This window comes from Paraferrimonas haliotis (assembly GCF_002282895.1).
GTDB classification, from domain to species: domain Bacteria; phylum Pseudomonadota; class Gammaproteobacteria; order Enterobacterales; family Shewanellaceae; genus Paraferrimonas; species Paraferrimonas haliotis.
Map to the genome: position 1 here is coordinate 727,093 of NZ_NRRB01000001.1, position 25,662 is coordinate 752,754.

A 25,662-nucleotide genomic window follows, 5' to 3' on the forward strand; every position below is an offset into this window, starting at 1 on the left:
AGCGGCTAAAAATCTAAAGGAGCAAGGGTTATAAGGACGTATCAAGCAAGTGCTGGATGCGTCTTTTTGTTTTTATTCAAAGCCTTAAATATAGGTTTTAGACTTAATTATTATTGAGTACGCATACATGAAGTTTCCTGGTCAGCGCAATTCAAAACACTACTTCCCGGTTAAATCGAACGATCCAATTAGCTTAGGAATAGCGCCTTATACGGTGAGCCAACGCACTCACATTTGCGGCATTGACCAAACCTTGGTGGATATTGAAGCTCGAGTAAGCGACGAGCTGCTTGAACGCTATGAGCTGAAGAAGGGCAACTCGATGCTGATTGACGATGCTAAAGCGCACTCTCTTTATGAGGAGCTTCAGCGCGGCAAGCTGATTAGCTCGGAGTTTGCTGGCGGCACTATCGGCAATACCCTGCATAACTACTCAACTCTAAGCGACAGCCGCTCGGTGCTGTTTGGCGTTATGTGCGACAACGTTCAAGTAGGTAGCTACGCCTATCGCTACCTGTGTAACACCTCATCGCGAGTGGACCTGAACCTGCTGCAGCCTGTACCGGGCGCTATGGGGCGCTGCTTTGCGCTGATTAGCGACTGTGGTGAGCGCACCTTCGCCATCTCCAAAGGCGATATGGATAACCTGCAACCGGAATCAATCGACCGTGGTATTATTGAAAGCTCTGCCGCGTTAGTCATTAGCGCGTACTTGCTGCGGGCGGATCCAGCTGCTGGCATGCGCGACTCTGTCGCCAAAGCCATTGATTACGCGAAGGCGGCTGATGTTCCTGTGGTGTTGACCATGGGGACACGCTTTTTGATCGAGCAAGATCCGCAGTTTTGGCGCGACTTTATCAAGCAAAATGTGACGATTCTTGCGATGAATGAAGACGAAGGAGAGGCGTTGACTGGTTTTTCCGATCCTCTGCTAGCCGCCGAGCAATCCTTGCAGTGGTGCGACATGGTGCTTTGCACCGCGGGCCCAGTGGGGCTGTATATGGCGGGATTTTGCGATCATGAATACTTGCGCAACACCACTCAAACCCTGTTACCAGGCGCGATTCCGGAGTTTAACCAACACGAGTTTAGTCGTCCGATGCGTTACGCTGATTGCCACAAACCGACAAAAGTTTACGCGCATATTGCTCCGTTCATGGGAGGCCCTGAAGTCATCAGGAACACCAACGGAGCAGGAGATGGAGCCTTGTCAGCGCTTTTACATGACTTAGCGGCGCTGAAATATCACAAGCTCAATATCCCGAGCTCGTCGAAGCACAATCAAGCTTCGCTGTGCTACTCGTCGTTCAGCCAAATCTGCAAATACGCTAACCGGGTTGCGTTTGAGGTGTTAAGCCAAGACAGCCCGCGACTTAGCCGAGGGCTTCCAGAGCGGGAAGATTCGCTAGAAGAAGTATACTGGGAGCGCTAACTGGCGGATTCCCGCTACCAAAAAAGAAAAAGGGGCCAGGCCCCTTTTTTACTTTTTTAAGAAAGGGGGCCAGGCCCCCTTTTTGCTGCGTCCTATTTGCGCGGCATGTTTGGATACTTAAACTCGTGGCAGTTATTGCAGTAAACCTTAGGTTTACGATGCTCTGCGTGGCAATACGAGCAATCCAAGTCCTGTGCATAGTGCGGTGAGTTATGCGGGTTTGGCTCGAACTCAGAGGTCTTAGCCGGTGGCTCGGTCGCCGCAACCACATCTTTCAAGTCGTGACACTGCAGGCAATCTTCAGTCGCTGGTGGACTCTTAGGTTTATCGACACCATGACAAGCGGCACAGTCAACATTACCATTGTGGTCGGTGAACATTTCCTGATGGTAGGATTTCAGTGGCATCTTGGCGGCAAGCGCGCCATTGGCAACCCCGAATACACTTAGCATACAAGCCAGTATCAACAGTTTTCTAGTGAACATTGTGTTACTCCAAATTCTCTAATTACGCCAATTCAAGCTTAGCGGCGGTCTGTGTTACCGCGTTCTTAGCTGCGTTACGGCCGGTTACAACGCCCTCAGCTACTGCGCAAGAGCCCAAGCGAGATGCACCATGGATACCGCCGGTAGCTTCACCTGCAGCAAACAAGCCAGGAATTGGCTTATCATCGGTTAGGCGCAACACTTGAGAGTTGGTGTTAACTCGAACGCCGCCCATGCAATAGTGGACTTTTGGCCACATACGTACGGCATACCAAGGGCCTTCTTTCATCTCAATGGCGGTCTCTAACGGGCGGTTAAACTCGTCATCGTGACCTTTTTTCACAAACTCATTGAAGCGAGCCACTTGCTTTTCAAGCTTGTCGGCAGGCATGCCATAAAGCTTCGCGAGCTCATCTAAGGTATCGGCTTTCTTAATCACGTCGTACTTAAGTCCCCAACCAAGAGTCTGAGCGCGCTTGGCACCCTCAGCGTTGGTAAAGCCAACAGGATATACTGGCTTATTTTGGTCATCGCGACGTGTCAAAATGGCGTTTGAACGGGTCTTACGGTCAGCCAATTCGTTAAAGAAACGCTCACCGGTGCGTACATCAACCACAATGCCTTTTGGATAAACGGCAATGGTGTTGAACTGCGACGCGGTACCAAAACCTTTCTCATCGGGCGATGACCACGGACCCAATTGAATTTGGTCCAAATGCACAGGGTTAGCACCAATAAGCATCATCTGCTTAAGGGCATCAGCATTGGCGCCTGGCTGGTTGGTTGAGTCCAACTCATCAGTGAGTTTTGGCTGTTGGATTTGACGGAATGGGATATCGCGACCAAAACCGCCGGTCGCCATTACAACGCCTTTGCGGGCACCGAATACTTTCGGCGTACCGGTTTTAGTTTTTGGCCAAAAATAGCCAGATTGAACCTTAATACCAATAATGCGGCCATTATCGTCTTCTACAAAACCACGCATTTCGGTTTTGTCGTACATTTTAACGCCGTGTTTTTTAGCGGTCTCAATGAGAGGACGAACAATACCAGAGCCAGAGCTTTCGCGAGTTTGCAGCGTTCTAGGCACAGAGTGTCCACCAAAGTGCTGTACGAAGGGTTTCCACACAACACCGTGATCTTCAAGCCACTTAGCCGATTCAGCTGTGCCGTCACAAACCAGTTTGAGCATGTGCTTGTCGTTCATACCACGACCGGCTTTGAGCATATCGCTGACCATAAGCTCAACGCTATCTTCAACACCGGCCTTTTTTTGCAGGGCAGAGCCCGCCACGGCCATAGCGCCGCCGTTGATTGTGGAGTTACCGCCAAACACTGGCATTTTATCGATTACCAGTACTTTGGCGCCATCTTGAGCCGCTTGGTTGGCACAAGACATACCGGCAAAGCCAGAACCAACAATAATTAAATCATAAATTTCATCGAACTTAGGCTGCTTTGAAGCGCACTGTTCGGAAGCTAACGCAGGGCCTGTGGCTACTAGCGCTGCAGAGCCTGCTACTAACGCCGCTGATTTTTTCAACATGTCGCGACGAGAGGAGACGATTTTAGGGTCGTAGACCATCATAAATTCCTTAATAAACTGGAAAACACATTAGGACTTTGTTGCTGAGTTGGCGCCTTAGCTTGATTCAAACCAAGGCGCCGTTGCAGGGAATAAGTTACCGAGTGATTAGTATTGCTCAATCAACTTGGTACCCGCAGCAAAGTCAGGGGTGTATGGGCGGTCTTGGCTTACGAACTTAACTTTCGCACGGTAGGCGTTGTACAGTTCACCAGTGGCTTTACCCAGTTTTAGGTTTGGATTTTTCATGCGACGTAGGTCAATGGCTTGGGCACTGTGCATAAGCTCGACGCTGTACATCGCGTATAGGTTGTGGGTCATTTCAATCAAGTTGTCGGCCGCTAGACGCATGTTGGTATAGGTATCTTCAATGTTACCGGCGATGGCGATACCTTCGAAGCTGACTGGCTGAGCCAACATCATGTTGCGGGTATTAAGGTCAGCAAAGGTTTTTTGGATAGCACCAAATGCATGGCCTTTGTTACCAGGCGCGGTTAAGAAGCGGCTTAAGTGAGTGAAGTGATCTTCAGACAAGCGTAGGGTGCGCATGGCGGTGTTGTGAGACACTTGAGCCAATGCAATGTTCAGCTGTTGAACGCCCATAACCACTGGTAGCGGGTTGAAGTTAGTGGTTGGGAATACGCCACTGTTTTCATCCACCATGTACTTAGCCACTTGCGGTTGTTGCAAGTACTTCTTAGATGGGTTCATAACAACCGCTGGGTTATCGTCTGACGAGTTAATTTGAACCTTAACAGCCGCGGTTAGGTCGTCCATTGCTTTTTGAGCAATAGCGAAGGTGTAACCAGAGGTACGGAACGACAATGGATCTTGTAAAGGACGCTCGTCATTTAGCTGCCATAAGTAAGAGCCATCCAATTGATCCAAAATGGTTTCTGACATGCTTTGCACGTTAGGGAACGGGCGAACTTCGTTAGTTTGTGGCAAGTAAGGCGCCACATTGCCGTTAAGCGCTTCAAGCGATAGGCCGAAAACCGTTGGGCTTACGTCCATAACTTGTTGAGCTTGTTGTAAACCGCGCATCACGTAAGCGGTGGTAAATGCGTTGTTTGAAAGAATCGATAGCGCGTCTTTACCGATAGGTTTTAGCGGCTTAATGCCTGCGTCTTTCATGGCTTCTTTAGAGCTAACACGGTGGCCTTTATAGTCCACTTTCCATTCACCAATCATGGCTAGACCGACGTGGGATGCTTGAAGAATATCGGCTTCGCCAACGGTGCCTTGCTCAGGGATAACTGGAACAATGTCGTTGTTTAGGTATTCGACGTATAAGTCAGCCACTTCAGGTTGAACACCGGTTTGACCGTGCAACAGAGTGTTAAGACGAACCACCATGCCCAAGCGAACCATTTCGTGATCCATTGGGTCGCCAATGGCTGAGCTGTGAGCGCGCAGGGCGTTGTATTGGAAGTCGCGGGAGGCTTGAATGGCTTCTTTAGTCATTTTGCCAGAAGCGTCAAATAGCTTGTGGTCTTTGTTTAAGCCAACACCAACGGTTAGGCCGTATACAGGTTTGCCACTGGCAGCGGCTTTCATAAGAGTATTGTGGGCAGCACTTAAGCGGCTTTCGGCGTCTTTAGCAATGGCAACATCTACTTTGCCATCGGCAATTTGCCAAGCTTGGTCAATGGTCATGTGTTGGCCGTCGAGATAAATGGTGTCTTTTGCATAAGCGGCACTTGCACTGAGCGCCAGCATTACACCAAGAGTAAGTTTACGAGTCATAGTTTGCATCTTTAGCTCCAAAAACATCCAAGTGGATGTGTCTCGTTATATGCCTAAAAGGGTAGGCAAAAAAATAAATAACCTTTGCCCATAGACAGCAGTATCTGTGCCAACTTTTAAAAAGCGTTTTTGGGCGAATATTTCTGAAACAGGTCACATAAAACGAAATATCGTCACATAAATTCACGATATGTCGTGGTCTACTACGAAATGTCGTTAGTCGACTGGCTAACTGTGGCGAGACTGTATCAATTGCAGCGTGTGTTCTTGTGTGATTTGACTGAAAGTTTGTGGGAACCAAATTCAAAATATGAGCGATGAAGCACTTTTATATCAAAGGATTACTGATTCCTTATCCAGCAGCTTAGAAATTGAGCAAGCCTTGGCTGCAAGCTTTGCCATTATTGAGCGGCAATTCGATGCTGATGGCATCTATTTAAACGTTTTCGTGCCCGGTACTAAGGAAATTCACCCCATTGCCCATGCCGATAGAAATGGGGCCGCAGTGGCGGGGAATGATGTGATACTGGCGGATGACTTAGTGGTGTCGCTGAAACACGGTACTCGCTCGTCTGCAATGTTGATCGACCAAGTGAGCGAGGATCCGATTACTGAATTTGTATTGTCTGAGCTGGCAATAGCTGCCAACAGCGTGATGTTGGTGAACTTGGATATCGACAAAACTCACCTGGGTGTCGTGGGCGTTTATTCCCGCTCATCCAATCACTTTAGCAAAGAGCAATTAAAGCTATTAAGCGCGTTGGCCGGTCCGTACTCCTTAGTGACAGCTTTTGCCTTGCAGCGACAAGATATTTTGCGTGACAACCAAATCCTGCAAATGGAAAATCGAGCGCTAAAACACGCGATTGAAGCACAAGGCGCGCACACCGAAGTCGTTGGTGAGAGCAATGGCTTGAAGTTGGTTATGGAGCAAGTAGGTGCGATTGCACAACTGAACACGACGGTATTGATTAATGGAGAAACCGGCACGGGTAAAGAGGTCATTGCTAATGCGATTCATGCGCGCTCTCCAAGGCACGACAAGCCCTTTATTAAAGTGAATTGCGGTGCCATTCCCGATGCCTTGATTGACTCTGAGCTGTTCGGTCATGAAAAGGGCTCGTTTACCGGCGCCGATAAAACCACTAAAGGTTATTTTGAACAAGCCAACGGTGGTACGATTTTTCTTGATGAATTAGGCGAGTTGCCGCTATCGGCGCAGGTGCGTCTATTAAGAGTGTTGCAAAATAAAACCATTGTGAGAGTGGGATCGGTAAAATCGATAGAGCTTGATATTCGAGTGATAGCGGCGACCCACAGAGACTTAACGGATATGGTTGAACAGGGCAAATTTCGTGAGGATTTGTGGTATCGCATCAGTATTTTTCCGATTCACATTCCATCGTTGCAGCAACGTCAGCAAGATATTCCACTGTTGGTTTATCATTTTATCGACAGCTTAAGTCGTACTTTAGAGCTGCCTTACAAGGTGCAAGTTTCTAATGACGATCTACTGCGACTGCAAAATCATCCGTGGAAAGGTAATGTTCGAGAATTGATGAACGTTGTTGAGCGCGCTTTAATTCAAAGCAACGACGGCCAGTTAGACTTTCGCTTTTTAGGCGGGGTGATTGCGGAGCCGGAAATTGCTGGCGCCGAACAGGAGCTTGCCAAACCATCGGTCGTTATTGACGTCAGTAAAGCGGGTAATAAGCTGATATCGCTGGAGTTAATGAACAAAAAGTACATTGAACATGCTTTGTATCTCACCAAAGGCAAAATTAACGGCGAGGGTGGGGCTGCAGAGCTATTAGATATTCATCCGAATACCTTACGTAGTCGAATGACGAAACTGAATATTGGTTAGCGGTTCTAGCTAGTTATAAAAAAAGCGGCAGTTGAGGCTGCCGCTTATGATTACTGCTTAAACTTTACCTTAGAAGTAGTATCCAAAGTTTACGTTAATGCGTTTGTCCCAATCGTTGCCAACTTCTGGAAGACCAACGTGGTCGTTATTGGCGGTGGAGAAGGTCATGTTTTTACCCACAATGAAATCTATCATTGTATAAGTTGGGCCTGCTGAAATGGCGCAACCGGTGACGTTTTGGAAGCTGTTGGCGTAATCATTGTCGTCAACATCCGGGGTTAACACGCCAAAGTCATTGTAGAACTTAACGCTACCAAAATCAGTCTTAATGGTTTTAGAGAAGTTGGCGTTGTAGATTTGGCCTTTAGAGGCGACTTCGTATTGCCAACCAACCACTGACACCGCGATTTTGTTTGGATCAACCGCATCCGCCGCATCAAACTCATACTGCATGGCCTGCAGTTGTAAATTCCAACCATTGTATTTGCTGTCTAAGTGCACCGCAGCCGCGTAGCGGTCGCCGTTATTATTGGTCTTGTTGTTGAAGATTTGACCGTACTGAGCCGACGCACCAATGGTCGTCGAACCGCCTTCGTGTTCAAAGGTATAGGTTTGACGGAGGTTCAATTGGTTGGTTTCTTCGTTGTGGTATTCAACACCACTGACCGCAATGGTGCCTGTGTATAAATCCGCACCGTATCGTTTATTTTCAGTTGGGCCGTACTCAGGGTTTTTATAGAAGCCGAGGTCGGTATGCCAGCCATTGTGCTCGCGAACCGCTTTAATACCTACGTCGTAATTGTCTTCAAAACCGAGGTAGTAAGGAATACCGAACCACCAACTGTTGGAAATGAAATCACGGTTACCAAAAGGCACTTTGTTGATACCGAATTGAATTTGCCAATCTGGATTATAATCGTAGTAAGCGTAGCCATACTTAATAAAGTTAGTGGACTTGGTGAAACGGTATTCAGAGGCTACACCCCAGTTTCCTTTTTTACCGTTTACCGTGATGGTTGCAGTATCAAAGGAAAGTTCGCCGCCTTTATCTTTAGAAGCTTGGTTGTATAGCGCCATGCCATAGTTGACGCGCACAGAGCCGCCGATTTTAATGCCGTCTTGTTGCTGATCGGCTGCCATTGCTGCGCCACTGCTGGCAAGGGCTATTGCGGTTGCCACCATTGACAACATAAATTTGTTTGCTGTTTTCATAACGTTACCTATCTACATATTTTGCTCGGCGCCGTTGGACAACTCGTTCAAATACAAGCACCGGTTTCAATCAATGGCGACACGTTACGGCTAGATAACCGATCACAAAGTGTGATTTACAAAAAAGAATGTGAGATCGCAGAGCGCTTCATGACGTACTTCGCAAAAAGCATTTCAGGCGTTTTTTGGGGTGTGACGGTTGGGAGCGGTTTGCTCCCCAAAACGGGGCCAGGCCCCCTTTTTTCAAGCAATTTCGCCTGATCGGGGGATGTTGGAAATGGGAGGAGCGCATTAGGATTTCGTGAGGAGCGTAACAGAAAAGGGGCCAGGCCCCCTTTAGCGAACAGGGAGCGACCAAATGCCAAGAGCCAAACGAAACTTGCAGCCTAATATACCAGCCCACATCACTCATCGAGGCAACAACCGCCAAGCATGTTTTCACCAAGCTACTGATTATAAGCACTATTTGACTTGGATGGCCGAATATGCCGAGAAGTTTGGTTGCGCAGTACACGCCTACTGCTTAATGCCGAATCACACCCATATATTGATGACACCATTGACCCAGTATTCCATAAGCCTTGCAATGCATGGGATAGGGCAAAGATATGCGCAATATTACAATCGAAAATACCATCGCACAGGCGCATTTTTCGAGCGTCGCTTTGCGTCTAAACCAATAGAGCACGAACGCTACTTTTTAAGCTGTATGCGCTACATTGAGTTTAATCCGGTTAAGGCGAACATTACCGCACTGCCGGAGGAATACGCCTGGAGCAGCTATCACTGTAATGGCTTAGGAGTCCCAAACACTAATATTACGCAGCATGCTTGCTACCAGGATTTGGGCAATGACGACAAAGAACGGCAGCGAGCCTATCAAGCGCTAATGAGCTTAAAGTTTAGCGATGCGGAGCTACAGGGGATTATGACTCACAGTGTTCAGCCGATAGGTAGGCCGAAGAAAGGAAAAGGGGGCCAGGCCCCCTTTTAATGTCGATTAAAGGGGCCTGGCCCCTTTTTTAGCGCTGCACGCCTTCGTGCTCGCCAGTTACCGCAATCTCTTCTTGCAGCACCTTATCTTCATCGCCATGATGCGCATCTTCGGCACCATGCATCCAGTCAACCAGCTTATCCGCCATAAAGTACAGCAGCACACCAGAAACCGTAGCGGTAATCGCAATACCCGCGAAAATGCCCATCGCATTAGCCAACTGCTCTTCTTGCGAGCCACCGTGGCCAATCAAGGAGCCAACAAAGCCGCCAATGTAGTTCGCCGCAGCCACAAACAAGAACCACGCGCCCATCATCAAAGAAGCAATACGCAGCGGCGCTAGCTTGGTTACCATAGACAAGCCAATAGGAGACAAGCAAAGCTCACCCATGGTGTGGAAGAAGTAAGCACCAACCAGCCACCACATAGAAGACTTAGACGTAGGGTCGCCGTTCATTTCTAGAACCGCACCAATCATGAATAGGAAACCAACAGCCAATAGCACAAGACCCATGGCAAATTTCACTGGAGAGTTTGGCTCACGGTCGCCTAAGCGAACCCACACCGAAGCAATCACAGGTGCAAAAATAACAATGAACATAGCGTTCAAAGATTGGAACCAAGTGGTCGGTACCTCAAAACCACCAATCATGCGATCGGTAAATTCGTTGGTGAACAAGTTCATCAAACCACCGGCTTGCTCGAAGCCCGCCCAGAAAATAATGGTGAACAAACCCATTACCATAATCACTTTAATGCGATCACGCTCAACTTGAGTCAAGGGCTCTTTAGTTACATTTTGATTCGCCGCTTGAGACAGTTTAGCTGCTGGCACACGGCCAATATCGCCTAAATACTTTTGCGCAAATAGGAATTGAATAATGAGCGACGCAACCATACCGATACCGGCACACACAAAGCCCATTTGGTAGTTGCCATCGTAGGCCGCTACCACAGAGCCAACCACAATACCCGATAGGAAAGCACCAACGTTGATACCCATGTAGAAAATGGTGAACGCGCCGTCACGACGATGGTCGCCATCTTCGTACAAATCGCCCACCATAGTAGAAATATTAGGCTTAAACAGGCCGTTACCAGCAATCAATACCGCCAGACCTAAGTAAAACACCTCGGTTTCCATACCAGGAACCCAAGCATGCGGCGTACCTAATAAGAATTGACCAGCGGCCATCAATGCGCCACCAATAATAATGGCTTTACGTTGACCTAAATAATTATCGGCTAACCAACCACCAATCAGCGGCGTTAAGTAAACCAGACCAGTAAAAATACCATAGAGTTTTAACGCTTCAGCTTGGGTCCAACCAAGACCGTGTCCACCTTGGCTATGTACTTGTCCAACCAAATACAGAACCAAAATCGCACGCATTGCGTAGTAAGAAAAACGTTCCCATAGCTCAGTCGTAAAGAGTAAGAACAACCCTTTAGGATGACCCATGAAAGTGCCTTGAGGGGCTTGGGGATTCATCAAATATTACCTTCAATTGTTGATTGATAGCGGCTTATAAACTGCCACTTTTATATAAACGACACATTATATACTCGTATGTTGCCAACAAAGTCAAATAGGAAGTGCTTAACTGTGGTAGCACCAGTCTTCTCTTAGGGGCATTTGGTAAGCGGCTGCCTAAAATGCAGGCGGAACGTTATTGAACAGCCTGCGGATTGCAAATGGAATGGCCGTTTAAAAATAAATTGTTCATCGGTAGTATTCATAGTCTTTACAGAACCTGCGCTCCAAGATTAACCGTTGAACAGGTTTGCTCAACTAACGGAAAGAGATGAATTATGTTACAAGATACTTTCAGTTTGAACAGCCCCGCGGTGCTCCCAAAAATAAACGCGAGCGCCAAAAAACAGCAATGGCTGACAGCTAACAGCGCTGATATAATAGCGCCCAGTTCTATAGAAGGAAGTTTTATGAATTGGTACCTCGTTTACAGCAAGCCAAAATCTGAGCAGCGTGCCAAAGAAAACCTAGAAGCCCAACAGCTTGAAGTTTACTTACCTACGCTCACCAGAAAAAAGCGCTTGAAGAGTGTAACCAAATCAGTCACTGAAACTCTATTCCCGGGTTATCTGTTTGTTCGATTCGACCCCGAACAATTTTCAGTACGCACTATTAAAAACACCCGCGGTGTTGCCAGTGTCGTGCAATTTGGTAGTTGCCTTCAACAGGTGCCTGAACAGGCAATTCAAGCCATCAAGTGTAAGCTTCTAGATCAACCTCAACAATTCGTTTCGACGGCTGAAACATTCAATTCTGGTGATAATGTCGAAGTCACCGAAGGGCCATTTGCTCACTTAAACGCCATCTACGACATTGAAAGTGGCGAGCAGCGGTGCTTTGTGCTCTTAGAGATGATGGGCAATCAACATCGAATTGAACTGGCACAAGATCACATTCGAAAGGCTTAGTTGTAGTGGTAAGTTTGATTTCGGTCGATTCAGTCCATTTATAATGCTATAGCCCTCGAAAATTGCACAGATCACAAAAAGCTCAACACACTTTTAGCATTTTGTTGATGAATACCGCATATCTTCGAAACACTGACGCCAAATCTGCCCACAGCTACAAAATTGAGATCTCACCCTCAATTTGTCTCGTCACGTAGGCGTATACTCACCGCCTTTCCATAGCCACGCTAACGAAATATTGAAGTATTAAAATGACAGTATTAATGGGATTTACATCCAACCACACAAGCTCGAACGCCGCTTCAAATCGAACAACTAGAAGCAAGCCTATTAGCGCGTTAAACGCCGTTCGAAACACACTGCGTTTACCTGTGTTGACCAGCATTCCATTCTCAGCACAATACTTCAATGCTACCCGTGCACGAAAATATAGCATGCAATACAACGGCTTAATAACCGATGACTGTCAGTTAGAAGCGCCAACGGCAAACGCCATCAGCGAGCTTGCCCAACAGCTACACGGTAGCCTAAGCGACCAGCTACAATCATTGTGCATAACGGGTGTCGGAAACAAAGCCGGTCGCAGTTCCATAGCCATGCTACTGGCCAACGAACTCACAAAATACGATCTTAAAATACTGCTTGTTAACGGCGACTTAGACAAATGCATGCTGCGTACCTACGTAGGTAAACAGCGCCATGTGGGCTTAGCAGAGGTAGTAGCAAGCAACCAAAACCTCAGCACCGCCATTCAGCCTACAAGCGCAGAAAACCTCGATTTCCTGTCCCGTGGAAATCCCATAGCCGATCGACTAATGCGCAATGAGGTATTCGATCAACAACAGTGGTTAGCGCAAGCAACGCAAACCTACGATCTTGTAATTGTAGACGCCGCACCGTTTAATAAAACAACCAGCGACAATGACCGAGCCATAGTAGACGCCTGTGATGCCAACGTGCTGGTGGTTAATCAACAACACTTTGGAGCTTGGTCAAAATTAGCACTCAGCAATACAATTGGAGCGTTAAAAAGCCGCTCCCTTGGGTATGTACTAAACCAATCCAGCAATTAGTTGCTAACTCGATGGTACTCACTGAGTTTTCTTAGCTAATTAAAGCAGAGGTTGATAAACTGTGCACGGCTCAATAGCAAATACATACAAGGATTGTTGATGAAAAAGCTGGCCATTATTACTCTGCACGGAATGGGTAATCACACCCAAGGGTACGAGCAAGCCTTCCAACAGGCACTCACCGCACAGGTAAGCGATACCCTAGGACAACGAACAGCCCAACAGCTGGAGTTTATTCCAGTCACCTATGGACCCATTTTGCAGCAACCGCAAGATGCGCTGTGGCAAGCCATGCTCCAAGAGCCAAGCAACAATCTCGATTACCAGTCGCTTAGAGAGTTCCTGCTATACGGCCTAGGTGACGCCGGCTCGCTGGCCTACAGCGCCCATCGCCAGCCGCAAAAATACTTAGCGGTGCAAGAAACCATAGTAGCAGCGCTCACCCGAGCCTTTGAAACGCTAAGGTCGCCGGATAAACCGCTTAACCCAAATAAACCCGTTATTCTTGTGGCCCACTCCTTAGGCTGCCAAGTGTTGGCCAATTACCTATGGGACGTGCAACACAAGCGTTATTTATGTGACGCCTACAGTCAAGCCAACCCGCAGCTGTGCGAATTTTTAAAGCTGTCGTCTGCCATAGGCTTGGTTACGCTGGGCTGCAATATTCCGCTGTTTACCGCCGGGCTTGATGAACGCCGTTGTTTTAATAAACCAAATGCCGATTTCCAGTGGCTTAATATTTACGACCCCGACGACGTTTTAGGGTGGCCATTAAAGCAACTTGGGCCAAGCTTCGAATGGGTGCAAGATAAGCCTTTGCAAGTGGGAAACTTACTGTCCGGTTGGACGCCCCTTAGCCACAGCGCTTATTGGAATGACAAAAAGGTGTTGGCAAGCATAACGCCGCTCATAAAACAAGCCCTCACAGGCTAAGTTTGCGGAAAAACGATAACCCAGCTAAACCTGCGTAAGTTTTTTGCAAATAGCGGAATTTAGCCAATACTTACACCGGAAATTAGTATAAAATACCGCGGCATTTGGATTGAGTTCCAAGGGCGGAAGCGTGTCAAAATACATAGGTTCTCGGTGCACACACAATCTTGCGCACAGATTCAAACAGGTTTTAAAATCCAGGTTTTACTATCAATGCATAACAACAACGCAAAGTTTTCATCGTTAACTAAACGGTTGGCGATTGCTGTAGGCTTTAGTTTACTCGCCGGTTGCACAGTCATGCCCGGCGGCCATGTAAAAGGCGAGCGAGATGACTCCATTAACATGGACAAGGTTAAAATAACCACGCTTACCAACGACACCATTGCCCAGCTTAATGGTCAATTCGAGTCCAACTCTCCCGAACGCATCAGCGTTAAACTCGAACAACAACTGGAAAGCTACCAATATCGCATTGGCGTGGGTGATGTGTTAAGTATCATTGTGTGGGATCACCCAGAGCTCACCACCCCAGCAGGTCAGTTCCGTGACGCCGCTGCAACCGGTAATCCAGTTCGCGCTAACGGTACCATTTTCTACCCCTATGCGGGTAACGTAAAAGTTGTGGGCAAAACCGCTCCCGAAGTGCGCTTGCTGCTTACCAAAGCGCTTAGCAAAACCATTCAATCTCCTCAGGTTGACGTATCCGTAGCGGCGTTTCAAAGCCAAAAGGTATACATGACCGGTGAAGTACAGCAAAGTGGCGTGCAACCCATAACGAACGTGCCCCTTACATTGCTCGACGCCATCAACAACGCCGGAGGCCTTACCGAAACCGCCGATTGGCGCAACGTCACCTTAACCCGTTACGGCAACGACGGCAGCGAAGATAAAACCATAGACTTGCATGCGCTCTATCAAAAAGGCGAACTAAGCCAAAACACGCTGTTGCGTCATAACGACGTAATTCACGTGGCGCGTAACGATGCGTTAAATGTATTTGTTATGGGTGAAATTAAAGAGCCAGACACACTGGTGATGAACCGTAACGGCATGAGCCTAGCCCAAGCGCTAAGCAGTGCGGGGGGCATCAACGAAGGCACCGCCGATGCAACTGGTATATTCGTACTTAGAGCCGGCGAGCAAGACATCACCGACGTTTATCAGCTCAATGCGCAAAATGCGGTAGCCATGGTACTGGCCGCTAAGTTCCAACTGCAACCAAACGACGTGGTGTACGTAACTGCCGCGCCAATCGCTCGTTGGAATCGCATTATTACCCAGTTAGCGCCTACAGCGCTCATGCTTAAGAATATTAGCGACATTGATAAAATTTACAGCACCAGCAATTAAAGGGAGGTTTGCGCATGTTTAATAACATTCTAGTGGTATGCGTGGGTAACATTTGCCGAAGCCCAACCGCCGAAAAGTTGCTGCAGCTGTATTTGCCTAACAAGCACGTGTTCAGCGCCGGCATTGCCAATAAAAAGTCTGGCTTAACCGGCAAGGGCATCGAAGAAAACGCATTAGCCCTGTTGCAGCAAAAAGAACCCAACGCCAATACCGAGCACAGCGCACAGCAACTCAGCAGCGAACTCATTCGTCAAGCGGATTTGATTTTAGTAATGGAGCAAGGGCACGTAACTGCGGTAAACCAGCGCTACCCTCAAGCCAGCGGAAAAACCATGCTGCTGGGCAAGTGGGATAACAACGCCGAAGTACCCGACCCCTACCGAAAAAGCCAAGAAGCGTTTGATTTCGCCTACCAAGAAATCGAAAAACACTGCAAAGCTTGGTCTGAAAAGCTTTAATTGCTCATCTCACTTGTTAACTAACCAAATTTAAAGAGACAGCCAACTCTATGACTGCCACTAACAACTCCAACAAAGTTAACCAAACCGATCCCGATGTAATTGATTTAGGAAAATTGCTGGGATTACTCATCGACGGACGTTGGACCATTATCATCACCACCGCCATTTTCGCAGCCATTGCGGTGTTTTATGCCATAACCGCCACGCCGGTATACAAAGCCGATGCCCTTATTCAAGTCGAAGATAAAAAGGGTGGACTACCTGGCTTGGGTGAGTTGGGTGATATGTTCGCCAGCGACAGTTCCGGAGCCACGGAAATCGAGCTCATTAAGTCGCGCAACATCCTTGGCAAAGCGGTGGACGACTTAAACCTCACCATTAAAGCTGAGCCTAAAGTGTGGCCAATAATTGGCAAATATTTAGAGCGTCGCAAACAGGTGCCCAGTTTTGCGGCCAATAGCGCAAGCACAGACAACGCGGAGCAAGCACGAGTCATTAAAGTTGCCAAGCTTGAAGTACCTAATTTTTTATTAGGTGAGCCGCTGCAGCTGATTTACCAAGGCAACAATCAATTTAAGCTGTATCATGATGATATCTTAATTTTATCCGGCAGCACTCACGAACTGCTAAAAAGCGGTGATGGCAGCGTGAGTATTCTAGTTACCGACATTAGCGGCGTCGCTGGCAGCGAATTTAGCATAACCAAAAATGCTCGCATTGCTGCTATTCGTAGCTTACTGGATAATTTATCCGTTTCTGAGCGTGGTAAGCAATCTGGAATTTTGTCTCTAGCGCTAGAAGGCACCGATCGTCAGTTAACCCTTGCCACACTAAACAGCGTTGCTAAGCATTATGTACTGCAAAACGTGCAACGCACCTCGGCACAAGCTCAACAAAGCTTAGATTTCTTAAAGAAACAACTGCCCGAACTAAAGCAAAAACTAGATGCATCGGAAGACGCCTTAAACGATTACCGCTTGGCCAATCAGTCGGTAGACTTGTCCTTAGAAACCCAGTCCATGCTGCAACAAATGGTGGATTTGGAATCGCGCATCTCTGAGCTTGCTTTTTCCGAGGCCGACATTGCTAGGCGTTTTACCCCAGAGCACCCGAACTACATTGCCTTTAAGCGCAAACAAAAAGAGTTACTGGAAGAGCGCGATCGCTTAGCCGACCAAACTCATGCATTGCCAAAAACTCAGCAAGAAGTGTTGCGCTTAACCCGTGACGTTGAAGTAAACCAACAAATTTACTTGGCGCTACTTAATAACGTGCAAGAGCTTAACGTGGCCAAAGCCGGCACTGTAGGCAACGTGCGCCTTATTGACACCGCAGAGCTTGCTGAATTTCCGGTTAAGCCGAAAAAGCCTTTGATTGCAGTGTTAGGCACCATGCTAGGTGGCATGCTGTCGGTGGCATTCGTGCTGCTGCGTGCAGCCTTTAATCGCGGCGTTACCAACCCAGAAGAGTTGGAAGAGATTGGCCTTAACGTATACGCCTCTATTCCGTATTCCGAATCCTTTGGTAAGCGTTTTAAGGCGTCTAAACGTAAAAACGCTAAGCCACAAAGTTTGTTATTGGCGCACTACGACCCAACCGACTTAGCCATTGAAGCCATTCGCTCCCTTAGAACCTCGTTGCACTTTGCCATGATGGACGCAACCAACAACGTGATTATGCTCTCGGGCCCCAGCCCAGAGATTGGTAAGTCATTTGTTTCTGCTAACTTAGCCACCTCATTAGCGCAAAGCGGCCAAAAAGTGCTGATCGTAGATGCAGACTTACGTAAAGGCTATATGCAAAAGCTGTTTGGCCTAACTTGGGACGACGGCCTTTCTGACCTTTTATGCGGCGATTTAAGCTTAGATAAAGTAATCAAGAAAACCGAAGTAGAAGGGCTCGACTTTATTAGTCGTGGGCAAGTGCCACCGAACCCTGCGGAGCTGTTAATGCATAAAAACTTTACCGAGTTTATGGAAACCGTATCCAAGCAATACGACATTGTACTCATTGATACGCCACCTATTTTAGCGGTAACCGATGCGGGCATTGTAGGCAAGCATTGCGGCACGAACTTGCTCGTGACACGATTTGGGGTAAACCCAATAAAACAAATCGAAGTGACCGCGCGCCGCTTCGAGCAATCGGGTGTTGAAATTAAAGGCGTTATCTTTAATGGCGTGATAAAAACCGCAGCAGGTAAAGGTGATGAATATGGTTACTACAGTTATGAGTATAAGTAAGGCTTAAGCAATTCAATGAAGAAAAAAGTACTCACGGTTTTTGGGACACGTCCAGAAGCAATAAAAATGGCGCCATTGGTCCATGCATTAGATAATGACGAGCGTTTTGAGGCTAGGTGCTGTGTTACAGCGCAACACCGCGAAATGCTGGACCAGGTATTAGAACTGTTCGAAATCACTCCCGATTACGACTTAAACCTGATGAAAGCAGGCCAAACCCTTAACGATGTTACTGCGAGAATAATCCAGGAACTCAAACCCGTGCTACAAGACTTTAAACCGGATGTGGTACTTGTGCATGGAGATACAGCGACTACCTTTGCGGCAAGCCTTGCGGCCTATTATGAGCAGATAGATGTAGGCCACGTAGAAGCAGGTCTGCGGACCGGTAACATTTACTCGCCATGGCCGGAAGAAGCGAACCGTCGTTTAACCGGTGTATTAACGCGTTATCACTTTGCTCCGACAGATACATCTAAAGAAAACCTACTTAAAGAGAACTTTCAACCTGAACATATTGTCGTAACAGGCAATACCGTCATTGATGCGTTGTTATTAATCAAAGATAAAATTGAAAATAATGCTGAGCTAAACGCAACACTAGCTCAACAATTTGAGTTCTTAGATGACTCTAAAAAATTGATTTTAGTTACTGGTCACAGAAGAGAAAGCTTCGGTGGTGGTTTTGAACGAATTTGCCAAGCATTGGCAGAAACAGCAAAAGCGCATCCAAAAGTGCAAATCGTTTATCCAATGCACCTTAACCCTAACGTGCGAGAGCCAGTCAACCGAATTTTAAGTGATGTTGATAACGTGCTATTGATTGAGCCGCAACAGTACCTTCCATTTGTCTATTTAATGACAAAAGCCAACATCATTTTGACGGACTCAGGCGGTATCCAGGAAGAAGCTCCGTCTCTAGGCAAACCCGTATTGGTCATGCGTGATACAACAGAGCGGCCAGAAGCCGTCGCTGCTGGTACAGTTAGATTGGTTGGCACAGATGTTGACGTGATTACAACTCAATTAAACGAGTTGTTGACGAACGAACAAGCCTATCAACAAATGAGCTTTGCTCATAACCCATATGGTGACGGTGAAGCTTGTCAGCGCATTATAAAAAAAATATCAAAATAATTTTTTAGGAATTATCTATGTCATTCGAAACTATCTCAGTTATAGGCCTAGGCTATATTGGCTTACCTACCGCGGCCATGTTTGCATCTCGTAAAAAGAAAGTTATCGGTGTAGATGTGAATCAACACGCCGTTGATACCATTAATAAAGGCGGAATACATATTGTTGAGCCAGACCTCGATATGCTCGTTAGTGCAGCGGTTCAACAGGGATACTTAAAAGCGGTTACTAAGCCAGAGCCTGCAGACGCATTCCTAATCGCGGTGCCGACACCATTTAAACCAACTAAAGAAGGCGAAGTACCCGAACCCGATTTAAGTTATATAAAATCGGCAGCTGACGCCATTGCTCCCGTTCTTAAGAGAGGGGATCTAGTGATTTTAGAATCTACTTCACCTGTCGGTGCGACAGAGCAGTTGGCTTCTTGGCTCGCTGATGCTCGTTCAGATCTTTCTTTTCCCCAATCTAATGATGATACACCAGACGTGAACGTTGCACATTGTCCAGAACGTGTTCTTCCGGGGAAGGTTGTTAAGGAGCTAGTTGAGAATGATCGTGTCATTGGTGGAATGACCCCTAAATGCTCAAGCCGCAGCGCAGAACTTTATACTACTTTCGTTACAGGTGAGTGTGTTATTACAAATTCACGTACCGCAGAGATGGCCAAGTTAACTGAGAACAGTTGTCGTGATATTCAAATAGCATTTGCTAATGAACTTTCAATTATTTGTGAAAAGTTAGATATTAATGTTTGGGAGCTCATAGCATTAGCAAATCGTCACCCTCGAATAAATATTTTGCAACCAGGTCCTGGCGTGGGGGGACACTGTATTGCTGTCGACCCTTGGTTTATTGTGTCCAAAACTCCTGACGATGCTAAACTCATCCAAACCGCAAGATACGTAAATGATAATAAGCCATCTTGGGTTATAGAAAAAGTAAAACGAGCGATAGCAGACTATCTTTTAAATAATCCAACTAAGTCAGCCAAAGATGTGGTTGTTGCTTGCTATGGTCTTGCATTCAAAGCGGATATTGATGATTTACGCGAGAGCCCTGCCGTCGTAATTACTAAACGCATATCGCAAATGCATCCCGGAAGCGTTATTGCTATAGAACCTAATATTGATACATTACCTATTGAGCTTCAAGACATAAAATTAGTTGACATGAATTATGCATCTAGAAATGCGCATATTACTGTTATATTGGTTGACCATGGAGAGTTTAAAGATAATTTTCAGTGCTCTAACTATCTCATTGATACGAAAGGCATTGTGAATGGTAGATTGAGTATTGAAATTTAACTGTTTTTTCACTTTGAGTTATAAACGTTTGTTTAGGATAAAAGCTCGTGATTAAGAGTGAATTGGATTAATACTGTGAAGTCGTATATTGTCGTATTGTTAGAAAGAGGAGTTTTCTTAGGTTCAAACTTTTTGAATATTGTTATTCTTTCTAGATATTTAGAAGCAGATGACTTTGGTGTGTTAGCAATCATTAATGCAATAATAAGTATTTCATATGTGTTAGTCGATTCGGGTTTAGGAGGATCGTTAATTTATCATGAGTCAGAGAGAAGGGATTATAATACGATTTTTACAGTAAATATAATTGCATCAGTATTTATATTTACTGTCATTTTTTTAGCTTCTCCGATTGTAGAGGGTTTATATGGTTATAACAATTTATGGTTACTTTTGTCGTGTGCCGCGTTAGTTATTATCATTCGTTCCTTGTCACTTACTTCGGTTGTGAAATTGACTAAAGAAAGTCGATTTCTAGAGCAATTTAAAGTTGGTTTGATTAGTGGTTTGTTAGGGGTCTTATTAACTTTTTACTTAGTTTCAAGCGGTTTTGGGATCTGGGCCTTTGTAATGCAATTAGTGTTTACAAGTATTATCTCAACAGCATTGTATATTATTTTATCAAAAGATAAGTTACGGCTTTATTTTGATTTGGAGACATATAAGAAGCATTTTAATTACGGTTACAAATTAACACTTTCCTCATTGGTGGCAAATGGTTACGTTTCTATTCAACCTATTGCATTAGGTTACTTTAGTTCTTTGGCAAATGTAGGTTTTTTCTCACAAGCATCGAAGATAAATAATTTACATTCATCTCTTACTTATTCTGCTATTGATAAGGTTTCTTTTCCATTGTTATCAAGAAAAAAAGGAAAAGATTTTGAGTGCGCTGCAAATACCATATTAAATTATTCTATGCTTTTTAGTGTGTTTATCGCATTGGTAATATATTGGTATGCAGAATTTATTGTAAGAATTATTTTAGGAGATGGTTGGGCTTTGGTTGCGGACACATTAAAGCTGATAGCTATAGCTGGCCCATTCTTAATGTTAGAGGCAATGAACAGAGTTTTGTTAAAATCTAGCGGCAACGCATCAATTCTTCTTAAGTCGGAGTTTTTTAAGAGAACGGTTTCAATTCTTATTTTATTATTTTCAATGTTGACTTTTGATTACCGGGGCTTTTTGTTTGGAATAGTGTTGGCATCGATTTTTTGCGCTGGTACAAGTGCGCTAATAGTACACTTCAGTAAAATTACGGATATTAGAAATCAAATTGTGTGGTTTATTCTGTTGGCATCTCTGTTGATTGTAGTAGCTTTGCTTTAGGTTAGGTTGTTAAAAATGAGTTTGAAAGTGATTTTCGTAGGGAATAGTGATAGTCCTCTTGCTAGAGAACGATTTTATCTTATTTCAAAAGTAAAAGGTGTTACCTCCTATTTTTTTGATAGGAAAAATCTAAGTCTGTTAGACCAAAACTTGAAACCCTTAACATTGCAAACAAAAGGGAGTTATACAAAATATCATTTGTCTTCTCCTTTTTATTTTTGGAAAGCAATAAAGCAAATAAGGCCTAATATTATTCACTTTCATGGTGTTTCTATATTATTATTAGCGTTTTCTTTGATTGGCTATAAGGGTAAGGTTATTTCGACGCCGCAAGGTTCCGATATCAATCAAGGATACAGGGGTATATATTCGATATTTACGAGATTTTTGCTGAAACGTTCTGATGTTATCACTGTAAAATCTCGGTATATGTTAAATAGGGTTAAATTCTTAAGTGGTAAATGGTCTGAAGTCATAAACTGGGGAGTTGATGAAATATTTGAGGAAACAAAGTACGTTGTTAGTGATAGCAGTGTAGTAAAGATATTTTCTCCAAGGAGCTTTAAGGAAATATATAACGTAAAAATTATTATTGATGCTATTGAAAAGCTAAAGAGCGAAGGGTTTGAGATACATTTTACTGTGGCTACCTTGCATGATCATGAGTATTTGCACAGCAAAAAGCATGTGATAGACCAATTAAAAATAAAAGCGGATAAGCTAGAAATGTGTGAAATCTTATCTGACACAGACTTTATGATTAGCATTCCAAGTTATGATGGTTTTTCTACTACACTGATTGAGGCATTATTTCTTGGTGTAAAACCAATTATTAGTGATATAAAGCCATATTCAAAAGAGTTTTCGGAGTCGTACCTTGTTACCAAAACTAAGATTGATGTATCAGAACTTTACGTTGTCCTAAAAAAAGAGATAGAAAGCATATCAATAGCCCGAAAATATAAGTCGCAAAGAGTGCGATATGCAATTTCAAATTACTCTCGTAAGTCTCAAATTGAAAAGTTAAAGAGTCTTTATTTTGACGCATTATAACTTCCCTAATGGCTTTTTTCTGAAGATTTTTATTCTTATAGCTTCAGTGCTAGCGTTTACTTCCTTCGAGGTGCAGGACGGTAATAAGTTATATTTGTTGACGATTAATTTTTTAATTATATCGTTGGTCGGCTTTGTTATCTACTTTGGTGGTGGCTCTAGATTTAATATTTACTATAATGATTTGTTAATGCTGATTTTATTTATAGTGTTGGCAACTAGTATGTCAAGCATTTCTAACACTGTGTCTTTTTCTTCTTTGCTCCTACTTGTTTCTGCAATGGTTATTGGTTTGCAATACTCTTTTCTGATAAAGGATTGTCGAGTATTAGTAGTTTGGGTTATAAGAGTAATAATTATTTTAAATGTCATATTATTGCTGTACCAGCTAATATCGTTTTTTTTATTTGGGATTATTACTGATATTCATTCCGTATTGTTTCCCTTTTCTGAAGGAAAGCAGAATTTGATCAAAGCACTTGGAATTCCACGCCTCACAGGAGCTTACAACGAGCCTGGTAGCTATGGTACTTGGATTTCTCTATTGATACTCACATTAATAGTCCTAGAGCGCAAGTTGAGCATAACAGCTATTGCTGGTTTGGTTAGCCTTCCTTTAACTTTCTCCGTTAGTTCTATTATTTATTTTGGCCTGATTTTGGGCGCTATTCTAGCTAAGAATCTTATTGTAAATTTTGACGTTAAGAAGGTAATTCTCTTACTTTTCTTTGCAGTGGCGCTAGTATTCTTATTGATTAACTTCGGTGTTATAGAGTACTTAGAGTGGAGGTTTTTCAATGACAGTGTGACTGATAGCACTACAGATCTAAAGTTTGAAGCCATTAACTTTTTAATAAATTCGGATTCACTAAGGTTTTTTATGGGCTCGGGCTTTATGGTGAATGATTGTCACTCATGTTTATCAATACAGGATGTTGGTTTGGCGTTTAACTTATTTTTTCAGTTCGGTTTTTTTTCGATTCTATTTTTAGTTGTTATTTTTGTAATTTGTAAGCCTCTTAACTTGTTCGCGGGTGTTATGCTGATCGTTTTATTGCTTAGCAAAGTCTATATATTTAATCCTATACTCTGGTTTTGCATACTTTTAATATCTGCAACTAATAAATTAGGTGTAGATGAGTTGTCCAGTTAATGTAGAATGAACAAGGGAAATGGAGATTCTGATTGAGTAAAAAATTGTTTTTTTTAGCTGTTCAGATTGTTGCTATAGGCATGTGTTTCTTTAAATGGTTAAATTTAAAAGTTTTTAGAAGTGATCTTTTTTATAATGCTAGAATAGTTTCGTATAAATTTCTTGGAGCTCAAATTGAAAATGGTTCCATTATTGAGCGTAGCGTAAGTTTACGAGGCTGTAATAATATTAAAATTGGCGAAAATTGTTTTTTAGGAGATCGTGTATGTGTTGTAGCATATGATGAAACTGTAATAATTGGCGATTGCGTTCTAATTGCAGCGGGAACTAGCTTGATTTCAAGAAGTCATAACTATGATAATGAAAAGGTTTTTATTAATAATCAAGGGTATGCGAACGCTCCTATAGTAATAGGCGATGATGTTTGGATTGGCTTTAATTGCATTATTCTTGCAGGTGTTACTATTGGTAAAGGAGCTGTCATTGCAGCTAATTCCGTTGTGACAAAGGATGTTGAAGAATACTGCGTTGTAGGTGGTACTCCAGCGAAATTTATTAAGCGACGAGGTGCTCGGTGATCGCTCATATATGTAATAATTTTGTCGTTAGTAAAGTTCACTATAACCTTATATCCAAACTGGAAGAAAGCTTCGAGCAAATCGTCTTGGTTCCTTACCGGGATAGCAAACAATATGGGATATATGATGAAGGTGTTTTGGCCGGTAAAATCTCTTATTTAAAATTTAGCAATGTTGTCTTAAAATACTTCCCTTTAGTTAAGGTTTTTTTTATAACGTATTTGTGTTTTAAAGAATTAGAAGGCCGAAAGCCTAAGTACTTATTAGCTCATACGATGTGGTCAGACGGGGTTTGTGCATATTTATTATCAAAAATTTTTGGTGTTAAATATACTTTAGTTGTACGTAATACTGATATAAATGTTTTTTTGCCTAGGTTACCTCACTACAGAATTTTAATGTCTCGTGTTTTAGCGCATGCAGATTCAGTCATTTTTGTTAGCCATGCTCATCGAAGAAGATTTCGTCAACAGTATCCTAATACCTATGCTCACATTTGTCGTTCTGTCGTTATCCCTAACGCAATTTCTGATTTTTGGTTAGAGAATAAATTAATAAACGTGGTCGAGAAGCGAAATCAAGTATGTTTTGTAGGGAAGTTTGACCAAAATAAGAATATTGACGGAATTTATCGAGCGTCAAAGCTATTGATTGATGATGGAGAAAAGTTTGAATTAAAGCTTTTAGGTGGCACTCACAAGCAGTTTCTGCGCTTGACAGGGTTGGAATTTATTCCAGGTTGGGTTGAGATTATACCAAGGACCACTGATAAAAAAGTTATTCGTAAGTTATATCTAGATTCAAAAATCTTTTTTATGCCTTCACATGCTGAAACGTTTGGTTTGGTTTATCTCGAAGCTTTAAGCCAAGGTTGTTCAATTTTAGCTACTACCGGAGAAGGAGTTGATGGATATTTAGAGGCAAAAAGCGTTAGATTTAATAAGGCAATCGACTATAAAGGTATGAAGGATGATTTGTATCATTTTCTAAATAATTATGACTGTGCATACAACATACGCATAGCAAATTATTATTTGTCGAAGCTGTCTTGGGGCGAAGTAGCGAAAAAATATTTGGAGGCAATGGTAGGGTTGCATAAATAGATTTGCAATTAATCTATACTCGAATAGCCTCGGTAACTTCAGCTAATTTAGGTTACTATTTTCGTAACTGAATATCTTTTTAGTCGGATTTGGCTTTTTTATGTCGCTCTTATCCTTCTTCGACAAGTATTGGTTGGGGTGTATAGCTAGTGCAAACAGCTTTTTTGTTTCGT

At 44.1% G+C, this 25,662-nt stretch carries 20 protein-coding genes and 2 pseudogenes; 17 read left to right on the top strand and 5 right to left on the bottom strand.

What is annotated here, in order from left to right:
- Positions 1 to 127: 127 nt before the first annotated feature.
- Complete coding sequence (locus tag CLC91_RS03400; protein WP_095499981.1) at positions 128 to 1,432, top strand: inosine/guanosine kinase; 1,305 nt, start codon at positions 128 to 130, stop codon at positions 1,430 to 1,432.
- A gap of 92 nt (positions 1,433 to 1,524) precedes the next feature.
- Here CLC91_RS03400 and CLC91_RS03405 read toward each other — a convergent pair whose 3' ends face one another.
- From CLC91_RS03405 to CLC91_RS03415, 3 genes are all read right to left on the bottom strand, one after another.
- A complete protein-coding gene (locus tag CLC91_RS03405) occupies positions 1,525 to 1,917 on the bottom strand; it encodes a cytochrome c3 family protein (protein WP_095497533.1) in 393 nt (130 codons plus the stop codon).
- A 22-nt stretch (positions 1,918 to 1,939) separates the two neighbouring features.
- A complete protein-coding gene (locus CLC91_RS03410; RefSeq protein ID WP_095497534.1) occupies positions 1,940 to 3,502 on the bottom strand; it encodes a flavocytochrome c in 1,563 nt (520 codons plus the stop codon).
- Positions 3,503 to 3,610: 108 nt separating this feature from the next.
- The gene (locus CLC91_RS03415; protein ID WP_095497535.1) at positions 3,611 to 5,257 is read right to left on the bottom strand and encodes an HAL/PAL/TAL family ammonia-lyase; all 1,647 of its coding nucleotides are present in this window, start codon (positions 5,255 to 5,257) and stop codon (positions 3,611 to 3,613) included.
- 301 nt (positions 5,258 to 5,558) lie between these two features.
- On the opposite strand from CLC91_RS03415, the gene CLC91_RS03420 reads away from it, so the two are divergent.
- Positions 5,559 to 7,115: a sigma-54 interaction domain-containing protein gene (locus CLC91_RS03420; RefSeq protein WP_095497536.1), complete on the top strand. Its 1,557-nt coding sequence runs from the start codon at positions 5,559 to 5,561 to the stop codon at positions 7,113 to 7,115.
- A 69-nt stretch (positions 7,116 to 7,184) separates the two neighbouring features.
- Here CLC91_RS03420 and CLC91_RS03425 read toward each other — a convergent pair whose 3' ends face one another.
- Complete coding sequence (locus CLC91_RS03425; protein ID WP_095497537.1) at positions 7,185 to 8,327, bottom strand: hypothetical protein; 1,143 nt, start codon at positions 8,325 to 8,327, stop codon at positions 7,185 to 7,187.
- Positions 8,328 to 8,685: 358 nt separating this feature from the next.
- On the opposite strand from CLC91_RS03425, the gene CLC91_RS03430 reads away from it, so the two are divergent.
- Entirely contained in the window at positions 8,686 to 9,321 is a 636-nt protein-coding gene (locus tag CLC91_RS03430) for a transposase (protein ID WP_095497538.1), read from the top strand.
- 28 nt (positions 9,322 to 9,349) lie between these two features.
- On the opposite strand, the gene CLC91_RS03435 is transcribed toward CLC91_RS03430, so the two are convergent.
- A complete protein-coding gene (locus tag CLC91_RS03435; protein WP_095499982.1) occupies positions 9,350 to 10,813 on the bottom strand; it encodes a peptide MFS transporter in 1,464 nt (487 codons plus the stop codon).
- 452 nt (positions 10,814 to 11,265) lie between these two features.
- On the opposite strand from CLC91_RS03435, the gene rfaH reads away from it, so the two are divergent.
- The 14 genes and pseudogenes from rfaH to CLC91_RS03500 all read left to right on the top strand — a co-directional run bounded on the left by rfaH (position 11,266) and on the right by CLC91_RS03500 (position 25,489).
- Complete coding sequence (rfaH, locus tag CLC91_RS03440) at positions 11,266 to 11,763, top strand: transcription/translation regulatory transformer protein RfaH (protein ID WP_158220686.1); 498 nt, start codon at positions 11,266 to 11,268, stop codon at positions 11,761 to 11,763.
- A gap of 263 nt (positions 11,764 to 12,026) precedes the next feature.
- Positions 12,027 to 12,836 carry an AAA family ATPase gene (locus tag CLC91_RS03445; RefSeq protein WP_158220687.1) on the top strand — a complete coding sequence of 270 codons (810 nt, stop codon included), beginning with the start codon at positions 12,027 to 12,029 and terminating at the stop codon, positions 12,834 to 12,836.
- Between the two features lie 99 nt (positions 12,837 to 12,935).
- Positions 12,936 to 13,769 carry an alpha/beta hydrolase family protein gene (locus tag CLC91_RS03450; protein ID WP_095497542.1) on the top strand — a complete coding sequence of 278 codons (834 nt, stop codon included), beginning with the start codon at positions 12,936 to 12,938 and terminating at the stop codon, positions 13,767 to 13,769.
- 213 nt (positions 13,770 to 13,982) lie between these two features.
- Positions 13,983 to 15,122 carry a polysaccharide export protein gene (locus CLC91_RS03455; RefSeq protein WP_095499984.1) on the top strand — a complete coding sequence of 380 codons (1,140 nt, stop codon included), beginning with the start codon at positions 13,983 to 13,985 and terminating at the stop codon, positions 15,120 to 15,122.
- A gap of 14 nt (positions 15,123 to 15,136) precedes the next feature.
- The gene (locus CLC91_RS03460; RefSeq protein WP_095499985.1) at positions 15,137 to 15,580 is read left to right on the top strand and encodes an arsenate reductase/protein-tyrosine-phosphatase family protein; all 444 of its coding nucleotides are present in this window, start codon (positions 15,137 to 15,139) and stop codon (positions 15,578 to 15,580) included.
- A 50-nt stretch (positions 15,581 to 15,630) separates the two neighbouring features.
- Positions 15,631 to 17,826, top strand: coding sequence for a polysaccharide biosynthesis tyrosine autokinase (locus CLC91_RS03465; protein ID WP_095499986.1), 2,196 nt, complete (start codon positions 15,631 to 15,633; stop codon positions 17,824 to 17,826).
- A gap of 15 nt (positions 17,827 to 17,841) precedes the next feature.
- Entirely contained in the window at positions 17,842 to 18,963 is a 1,122-nt protein-coding gene (gene wecB / locus CLC91_RS03470) for a non-hydrolyzing UDP-N-acetylglucosamine 2-epimerase (RefSeq protein WP_095499987.1), read from the top strand.
- Between the two features lie 17 nt (positions 18,964 to 18,980).
- Entirely contained in the window at positions 18,981 to 20,270 is a 1,290-nt protein-coding gene (gene wecC, locus CLC91_RS03475; RefSeq protein WP_095499988.1) for a UDP-N-acetyl-D-mannosamine dehydrogenase, read from the top strand.
- A gap of 75 nt (positions 20,271 to 20,345) precedes the next feature.
- Positions 20,346 to 21,602: an oligosaccharide flippase family protein gene (locus CLC91_RS03480; RefSeq protein ID WP_158220688.1), complete on the top strand. Its 1,257-nt coding sequence runs from the start codon at positions 20,346 to 20,348 to the stop codon at positions 21,600 to 21,602.
- A gap of 15 nt (positions 21,603 to 21,617) precedes the next feature.
- Positions 21,618 to 22,655: a glycosyltransferase gene (locus tag CLC91_RS03485; protein WP_095499990.1), complete on the top strand. Its 1,038-nt coding sequence runs from the start codon at positions 21,618 to 21,620 to the stop codon at positions 22,653 to 22,655.
- Positions 22,642 to 23,808 carry a hypothetical protein gene (locus CLC91_RS03490; RefSeq protein ID WP_095499991.1) on the top strand — a complete coding sequence of 389 codons (1,167 nt, stop codon included), beginning with the start codon at positions 22,642 to 22,644 and terminating at the stop codon, positions 23,806 to 23,808. Before CLC91_RS03485 ends, CLC91_RS03490 begins: the two co-directional genes overlap by 14 nt.
- A gap of 80 nt (positions 23,809 to 23,888) precedes the next feature.
- A pseudogene (locus CLC91_RS15210) lies at positions 23,889 to 24,131 on the top strand (hypothetical protein); the annotation flags it as partial.
- Positions 24,132 to 24,218: 87 nt separating this feature from the next.
- A pseudogene (locus tag CLC91_RS15215) lies at positions 24,219 to 24,386 on the top strand (DapH/DapD/GlmU-related protein); the annotation flags it as partial.
- Positions 24,383 to 25,489, top strand: a complete 1,107-nt coding sequence (locus tag CLC91_RS03500) for a glycosyltransferase family 4 protein (protein WP_095499993.1) — start codon at positions 24,383 to 24,385, stop codon at positions 25,487 to 25,489. The pseudogene CLC91_RS15215 and the gene CLC91_RS03500, both read left to right, overlap by 4 nt.
- Positions 25,490 to 25,662 lie beyond the last annotated feature (173 nt).

Coding starts and splice junctions, on each gene's coding strand:
- CLC91_RS03400 (WP_095499981.1), top strand. CDS start 128: ATGAAGTTTCCTGGTCAGCGCAATTCAAAACACTACTTCCCGGTTAAA.
- CLC91_RS03405 (WP_095497533.1), bottom strand. CDS start 1,917: ATGTTCACTAGAAAACTGTTGATACTGGCTTGTATGCTAAGTGTATTC.
- CLC91_RS03410 (WP_095497534.1), bottom strand. CDS start 3,502: ATGGTCTACGACCCTAAAATCGTCTCCTCTCGTCGCGACATGTTGAAA.
- CLC91_RS03415 (WP_095497535.1), bottom strand. CDS start 5,257: ATGCAAACTATGACTCGTAAACTTACTCTTGGTGTAATGCTGGCGCTC.
- CLC91_RS03420 (WP_095497536.1), top strand. CDS start 5,559: ATGAGCGATGAAGCACTTTTATATCAAAGGATTACTGATTCCTTATCC.
- CLC91_RS03425 (WP_095497537.1), bottom strand. CDS start 8,327: ATGAAAACAGCAAACAAATTTATGTTGTCAATGGTGGCAACCGCAATA.
- CLC91_RS03430 (WP_095497538.1), top strand. CDS start 8,686: ATGCCAAGAGCCAAACGAAACTTGCAGCCTAATATACCAGCCCACATC.
- CLC91_RS03435 (WP_095499982.1), bottom strand. CDS start 10,813: ATGAATCCCCAAGCCCCTCAAGGCACTTTCATGGGTCATCCTAAAGGG.
- rfaH (WP_158220686.1), top strand. CDS start 11,266: ATGAATTGGTACCTCGTTTACAGCAAGCCAAAATCTGAGCAGCGTGCC.
- CLC91_RS03445 (WP_158220687.1), top strand. CDS start 12,027: ATGGGATTTACATCCAACCACACAAGCTCGAACGCCGCTTCAAATCGA.
- CLC91_RS03450 (WP_095497542.1), top strand. CDS start 12,936: ATGAAAAAGCTGGCCATTATTACTCTGCACGGAATGGGTAATCACACC.
- CLC91_RS03455 (WP_095499984.1), top strand. CDS start 13,983: ATGCATAACAACAACGCAAAGTTTTCATCGTTAACTAAACGGTTGGCG.
- CLC91_RS03460 (WP_095499985.1), top strand. CDS start 15,137: ATGTTTAATAACATTCTAGTGGTATGCGTGGGTAACATTTGCCGAAGC.
- CLC91_RS03465 (WP_095499986.1), top strand. CDS start 15,631: ATGACTGCCACTAACAACTCCAACAAAGTTAACCAAACCGATCCCGAT.
- wecB (WP_095499987.1), top strand. CDS start 17,842: ATGAAGAAAAAAGTACTCACGGTTTTTGGGACACGTCCAGAAGCAATA.
- wecC (WP_095499988.1), top strand. CDS start 18,981: ATGTCATTCGAAACTATCTCAGTTATAGGCCTAGGCTATATTGGCTTA.
- CLC91_RS03485 (WP_095499990.1), top strand. CDS start 21,618: ATGAGTTTGAAAGTGATTTTCGTAGGGAATAGTGATAGTCCTCTTGCT.